Origin of the sequence: Kitasatospora sp. MBT66, assembly GCF_000710405.2 — a bacterium.
Lineage (GTDB): Bacteria > Actinomycetota > Actinomycetes > Streptomycetales > Streptomycetaceae > Kitasatospora > Kitasatospora purpeofusca.
Genome location: NZ_JAIY01000010.1, coordinates 146130 through 151920, shown reverse-complemented (window position 1 = coordinate 151920; position 5791 = coordinate 146130). Strand labels below are relative to the sequence as shown.

Sequence of the window (5791 nt, the reverse complement as noted above, 5' to 3'; positions counted from 1 at the left end):
CGCCCACCGGAATGCATTGTGATATGTGAGGCCCAGCCGATTTTCGGCTGGGCCTCACATGTATTTCCCGCAATCCGGTGAACGGTGTCGGGGAATGTTCTGAGGCGCAGTCATCTTCCGCACCGCGCGGGAGTTCTGTGGGAGCGTCGGGCGGCACTCCCCGAACGAGTTGTACGGCACCCCCCGAATGGTGCTACAGTTCTTCTCGTTGCCCGGGCGATTAGCTCAGCGGGAGAGCACTTCGTTCACACCGAAGGGGTCACTGGTTCGATCCCAGTATCGCCCACCGGACAGCACGCAGGCCCTGATCGGATACCGGTCAGGGCCTGCGGCGTTCGTGCGCGTCGAGTGCCGCCGGCCGCTACGCCGCCACCTCGCAGTCGTGCTCCGGCGACAGCCGCCGCCCGCAACCGCACCGGGCCGGGCGCATCGGCCAGGACAGGTCCACCCGCTCGTCCGCCCCCGACCGGTCGAACCAGGCCTGCAGCCCCCGGGCCTGCGCCGCGTGCCAGACCGCCTGCCGCAGATGCAGCTCGCCCACCGTCAGCCCGCCCAGCGCCCCCGGGAACCGGGCACCGACCGCCCGCACCAGCTCCAGCGCCGCCGTCGCGTCCGCCGCCGCCTCGTGCGCCCCGGTCAGCTCGACCCCGTAGTGCGCGCAGAGGTCCGTCAGCGTCCGCCGGCCCCGGCGGTAGCGGTCCACGTGCTTGTCCAGCACCCGCGGGTCCAGCACCAGCAGCGCCGCCGGACCGGTCGCCTCGGCCAGCGACGTCCCCCGGTGCCGGCGCAGCTCGCGGTCCAGCAGCGTCAGGTCGTACGGCGCGTTCATCACCACCACCGGCCGCCCGGCCCGGGCCTGTTCGGCCAGCGCGGCGGCCACCTCGGCCACCACCGCCGCCGCCGGGCGCCCGAACGCCCGCACCCTGGCGTCGTCTATCCCGTGCACCGCGCGGGCCCCGTCGGGTATCGGCACGCCGGGATCGGCGAGCCAGGTGGTCGCCACCGGGGCCGCGCCCGGGGCGGGTTGGACGACCAGGGCGGCCGAGACGATGCGATCGGACTCGACGTCCACGCCGGTGGTCTCGGTGTCGAAGGAGGCGAGCGGGCCGGTGAACCAGTGCTGCTGCATGACTGCCCCTCGAAAACAGCGTGTTCCCGCCCCGGTGATACCCGCCCCTGACACCCCCTCAACCGTTTGGCGGGACACCGGCCGGGCACCCTGCCCACGGGTGCCGCGTTCGAATCCGGACCGGCCGGGGGGACGGGGGAGGGACGGACGGTCATGGCGCTGACGCAGCCGCAGCCCGACGAGGCGGCGGCCGTCCTGCGGGGCGATCTGGCGGTGACGGCCTGCATGGAGACCCTGCAGGTCGGCTATCTGCACGCGGTCGTCGCCGCGGCCGGCTGCTCGCTCTCGCAGCCGTTCCCGGACAACGGCATCGACTGGCAGGTCAGCCACGGCTCGCGCAGCCACGAGGTCGACGACGAGGTCACCGTCAAGATCCAGCTGAAGGCCACCCAGCAGATCGCGCCCGACCCGCGCGGCGCCTTCTTCTCCTTCACCCTGGACAACGACCACCTGCGCAAGCTCGCCCGGCCCCGGGTCGCGGTGCCCCGGATCCTCGTCGTCATGCTGCTGCCCCGCCGGGTGGACCGCTGGCTCGCCGCCCGGCCCGACGCGCTGGAGCTGCGGCACTGCTGCTACTGGGTCAACCTGGCCGGCCACCCCGTCACCGGGCAGCGCCGGACCAACGTCCGCGTCCCCACCGCGAAGGTCTTCGACGACCGCGCCCTGTGCGACATCATGGCCAGGGTCGGAGCGGGCGGCAGCCCGTGACGGCCCGGCCCCCGGCCGGGAGGAGCCGCTCCATGACACTGCCCCACGGGCCGTTGCGCCCCGCGCCCGGCGAACCGCCGCAGACCGGGCCGCTGCCCGATCCGGCCGCCGTCGACCCCGCGGTGCTCGCCGTCCTGCTCGCCCGGCACGGCTGGGTCCGGCGCGGCGGACCCTCCGCCCGCTACGGGCGTTGGACGCCCCCCGAGGGCACCGACCCCGGCGTCAGCCTGCTCGTCCCGGCCGGCGACGGCTTCGACGACGCGGTCGACCTGCTCGCCGACGCCGTCACCGCGCTCTCCCGCTCCGCCAGCCCCTCCGCCCGGGCCATCCTGCTCGCCCTCGCCGTCCCCGGCGACGAGCTGCACTGGCACCGCGACCCGGCCGGACCGCACGGCGCCGCCACCCCCGGCACCGCGCCCTGGAACGAGACCGAACGGCTCCGGCGGGCCGCCCGCGCCATGCTCGCCGCCGGCGCCAAGGCCGGCCGCACCCGCGCCGCCTACTTCGGCGCCCGCCTGGACAGCTGGGCCGGCGACTTCCTGGACCGGGTCCTGGTCGTCGCCGACGGCCCCGGACTCACCGCCCACAGCCCCGCCCCCGAGGGCAGGGCGGCGATCACCACCCTGGTCCGCGCCCTGGAGGCGCTGCGCGACGCCGTCGACTACCGCCGGGTCAGCGGCGGCGCCGAGGCCTTCGAGAACGCCGTCCAGTCCGGGGTCAGCCGCGAGCTGGTCGACGCGGTCCAGGACCTCGTGCGCGGCGCCACCGCGAGCCGGTTCACCGTCGCCTGGTCGGCCGCCGCCGGCACCCCGGGCGGCTTCGGCGACCGCCGGACCGCCGTCGAGTTCTCGCCCGGCGACCTGCCCGCCCTGGTCGAGGCCGCCGACCTGCTCGAACGCCTCGAACCCGCCGTCGCCGTCACCCTGGTCGGCCTCGTGGTCCGGCTCAAGCGGGCCGACCCCGCCGGGCCCGGCAGCGTCCGGCTGCGGGTGCTCGGCGGCGCCGAGGTCGACGAGGTCAAGGTGCGGCTGCCCGACGCCGCCTACCGGCTCGCCGCCGAGGCCCACCTGGCCGGCACCCCCGTACGGATCTCCGGCCGCCTGGAACGGCGCGGCGGCTTCCGCCGCCTCACCCGGCCCTCCGGCCTCGAGCCCTGCGGACTGGAGGACGCCGAGCGCGAGCGGTTGCTCAAGACCCTGGGGGAGGGGCGTGAGGCATAGGAGGGGTACGGAGGTGACGGTGGGGCCACCGGTCTCGGTACCATCGTCAGGCGCAGCGCTGTGCTGCGTCCTCTGAATCCAGCACGTCAGGAGAGACCGGTGACGGACGTCCGGGTAATCATCAACCGCGAACCCGATCGGGAAGAGCGCGTGGTGACCACGGGCACCACGGCCGCCGAGCTCTTCGCGGACGACCGCTCGATCATCGCGGCCAAGGTCGCCGGCCAGCTCAAGGACCTCGCCTACGCCGTCCAGGACGGCGACGAGGTCGAGCCGGTCGTGATCGGCAGCCCCGACGGCCTCGACATCCTGCGCCACTCCACCGCGCACGTGATGGCCCAGGCCGTGCAGCAGCTCTTCCCGGAGGCCAAGCTCGGCATCGGCCCGCCGGTCAAGGACGGCTTCTACTACGACTTCGACGTCGAGAAGCCGTTCCACCCCGATGACCTCAAGGCCATCGAGAAGAAGATGCAGGAGATCATCAAGAAGGGCCAGCGCTTCTCGCGCCGCGTCGTCACCGACGAGGCCGCCCGCGAGGAGCTGTCCGGCGAGCCGTACAAGCTGGAGCTGATCGGCCTCAAGGGCTCCGCCGCCACCGCCGGCGAGGGTGCCGACGTCGAGGTCGGCGCCGGCGAGCTCACCATCTACGACAACCTGGACGCCAAGAGCGGCGAGCTGTGCTGGGGCGACCTCTGCCGCGGCCCGCACCTGCCCAGCACCCGGATGATCCCGGCGTTCAAGATCATGCGCTCGGCCGCCGCCTACTGGCGCGGCAGCGAGAAGAACCCGATGCTCCAGCGCCTCTACGGGACCGCCTGGCCGAGCAAGGACGAGCTCAAGGCGCACCTGGAGTTCCTGGAGGAGGCCGCCAAGCGCGACCACCGCAAGCTCGGCAACGAGCTCGACCTCTTCTCCATCCCCGAGGAGATCGGCTCCGGCCTCGCGGTCTTCCACCCCAAGGGCGGCATCATCCGCCGCGCCATGGAGGACTACTCGCGCCGCCGGCACGAGGAGGAGGGCTACGAGTTCGTCTACACCCCGCACGCCACCAAGGGGAAGCTCTTCGAGAAGAGCGGCCACCTGGACTGGTACGCGGACGGTATGTACCCGCCCATGCAGCTCGACGAGGGGGTGGACTACTACCTCAAGCCGATGAACTGCCCGATGCACAACCTGATCTTCGACGCGCGCGGTCGTTCGTACCGTGAACTGCCGCTGCGCCTGTTCGAGTTCGGCACCGTGTACCGGTACGAGAAGTCCGGCGTGGTGCACGGCCTGACCCGCGCCCGCGGCTTCACCCAGGACGACGCGCACATCTACTGCACCCGTGAGCAGATGGCGGACGAGCTCGACTCGACCCTCACCTTCGTGCTCAACCTGCTGCGCGACTACGGTCTGACCGACTTCTACCTGGAGCTGTCCACCAAGGACCCGGAGAAGTTCGTCGGCAGCGACGACGCCTGGGAGGAGGCCACCGCGGTCCTGGCCGCCGTGGCCGAGAAGCAGGGTCTGCCGCTGGTCCCGGACCCGGGCGGCGCGGCCTTCTACGGCCCGAAGATCTCGGTGCAGGCGCGGGACGCCATCGGCCGGACCTGGCAGATGTCGACCATCCAGCTGGACTTCAACCTGCCCGAGCGCTTCGACCTGGAGTACACCTCGGCGGACGGCTCGCGCCAGCGGCCGGTCATGATCCACCGGGCGCTGTTCGGCTCGATCGAGCGGTTCTTCGCGGTGCTGCTGGAGCACTACGCCGGTGCCATGCCGCCGTGGCTGGCCCCGGTCACCGTCACCGGCATCCCGATCACCGACGAGCACGTGCCGTACCTGCTGGAGGTCGCGGCCGAGCTGAAGAAGCGCGGGGTCCGGGTCGAGGTGGACACCTCGGACGACCGGATGCAGAAGAAGATCCGCAACGCCCAGAAGACCAAGGTCCCGTTCATGCTGATCGCCGGCAACGACGACGTCGAGGCGGGCGCGGTCTCCTTCCGCTACCGCAACGGCGAGCAGAAGAACGGCGTCCCGCTGGCCGAGGCCGTGCAGGAGATCGTGGACGCGGTGGAGCGCCGCATCCAGGTCTGACCCGACCGTGTGCGCGGGGCGGGCTCCTTCGGGAGTCCGCCCCGCGCGCTTTGCAAGCGGGGGTGGGCGAATATGCTGATCAGCATGACGACTGAGCCGGAACTGCAGCGGGGCGTCGGGGAGCCGGACGGCTTCCGCCGCCTGTGGACCCCCCATCGGATGGCCTACATCCAGGGCGAGAACAAGCCCACCGGCCCGGCTCCGGACGACGGCTGTCCGTTCTGCTCGATCCCGGCGCTCACCGACGAGGACGGGCTGGTCGTCGCGCGCGGGAACGCGGTGTACGCGGTGCTCAACCTGTACCCGTACAACGGCGGGCACCTGATGGTGGTCCCGTACCGGCACGCGGCGGACTACACCGAGCTGGACGAGGTGGAGACGGCCGAGCTGGCGGTGTTCACCAAGAAGGCGATGACGGCGCTGCGCGCGGCCTCGGGCGCGCACGGCTTCAACATCGGGATGAACCAGGGCGCCGCGGCGGGGGCCGGTATCGCCGCGCACCTGCACCAGCACGTGGTGCCGCGCTGGGGCGGGGACACCAACTTCATGCCGGTGGTCGGCCACACCAAGGTGCTGCCGCAGCTGCTGGCGGACACCCGGAAGATGCTGGCCGAGGCCTGGCCGGTGGACTAGACCCGCGCCTGACACGAGGAGG

General features: G+C 72.5%; 5 protein-coding genes and 1 tRNA gene. 5 read left to right on the top strand and 1 reads right to left on the bottom strand.

The window, feature by feature from the left end:
* The first annotated feature begins 214 nt into the window (after positions 1-214).
* Positions 215-286, top strand: a tRNA-Val gene (locus BI06_RS25270).
* Positions 287-361: 75 nt separating this feature from the next.
* On the opposite strand, the gene BI06_RS25265 is transcribed toward BI06_RS25270, so the two are convergent.
* Positions 362-1129 carry an exonuclease domain-containing protein gene (locus tag BI06_RS25265; RefSeq protein ID WP_043471853.1) on the bottom strand — a complete coding sequence of 256 codons (768 nt, stop codon included), beginning with the start codon at positions 1127-1129 and terminating at the stop codon, positions 362-364.
* Positions 1130-1282: 153 nt separating this feature from the next.
* Here BI06_RS25265 and BI06_RS25260 point away from each other — a divergent pair, with 153 nt between their 5' ends.
* The 4 genes from BI06_RS25260 to BI06_RS25245 all read left to right on the top strand — a co-directional run bounded on the left by BI06_RS25260 (position 1283) and on the right by BI06_RS25245 (position 5769).
* Positions 1283-1837 carry a DUF4365 domain-containing protein gene (locus BI06_RS25260; RefSeq protein ID WP_043471851.1) on the top strand — a complete coding sequence of 185 codons (555 nt, stop codon included), beginning with the start codon at positions 1283-1285 and terminating at the stop codon, positions 1835-1837.
* 32 nt (positions 1838-1869) lie between these two features.
* The gene (locus BI06_RS25255; RefSeq protein ID WP_043471849.1) at positions 1870-3057 is read left to right on the top strand and encodes a hypothetical protein; all 1188 of its coding nucleotides are present in this window, start codon (positions 1870-1872) and stop codon (positions 3055-3057) included.
* Positions 3058-3156: 99 nt separating this feature from the next.
* On the top strand, positions 3157-5136 hold the full coding sequence (gene thrS, locus BI06_RS25250; protein ID WP_043471846.1) for a threonine--tRNA ligase: 1980 nt from the start codon (positions 3157-3159) through the stop codon (positions 5134-5136).
* Between the two features lie 72 nt (positions 5137-5208).
* Positions 5209-5769, top strand: a complete 561-nt coding sequence (locus BI06_RS25245) for an HIT domain-containing protein (protein WP_043471843.1) — start codon at positions 5209-5211, stop codon at positions 5767-5769.
* Positions 5770-5791 lie beyond the last annotated feature (22 nt).